This window comes from Streptomyces sp. P5F9, assembly GCF_057961495.1.
Genome location: NZ_JBXVPZ010001071.1, coordinates 1 through 506 on the forward strand (window position 1 = coordinate 1; position 506 = coordinate 506).

The following is a 506-nucleotide window of genomic DNA, read 5'->3' on the forward strand; positions in this document are numbered from 1 at the left end:
GGTTGGGGGTGGGGTGTGCTCCGGGTCTTCCAGGTGGTCGAGGAGGTCTAGGTAGTCCTGCTTGGTCTGGCCGTGGCCGAAGGTGAAGGGGCTAGCGGCCAGCTTGCGGCCGTTGGCGTCGAAGTAGGTCGCCGACTCGTAGTCGTACAGCTGCGGGTAGCGGGACTTGAAGATCGCGACGAGTTGGTCGGCGGTGATACCGAGCCAGACGGCGACCAGGGCGTCGAGCTCGACGAGGGCGGCTCGGCGCTCGTGCTCGGTGCGGAGCGGGGTGGTGTACTCCCAGGCTGGCTTGAGGTCGGCAGCGAGGGGGTTCAGGCGGGGCCAGTAGGGGTTCGCCCAGTCCTCGTAGCCCGCCCAGCGACGGTCGAACAGCTCCGCCCAGAGCGGAGCGTAGTGGGTAGTGAGAGCGTTCAGGCGGAGGGTGCGGAGAAGCAGGGCGGGGGCGAGGGGATGCCCCGGCTCGGGGGCTGGCATCTTGCGAGCCTCGGCCACCTGGAGATGCG

At 69.2% G+C, this 506-nt stretch carries 1 protein-coding gene; it reads right to left on the reverse strand.

Going from position 1 to position 506, the window contains the following annotated elements:
* On the reverse strand, positions 1–477 hold a 477-nt coding region (locus tag AC31A1_RS52430; protein ID WP_489660076.1), incomplete at its 3' end, for a hypothetical protein.
* Positions 478–506: the final 29 nt, after the last annotated feature.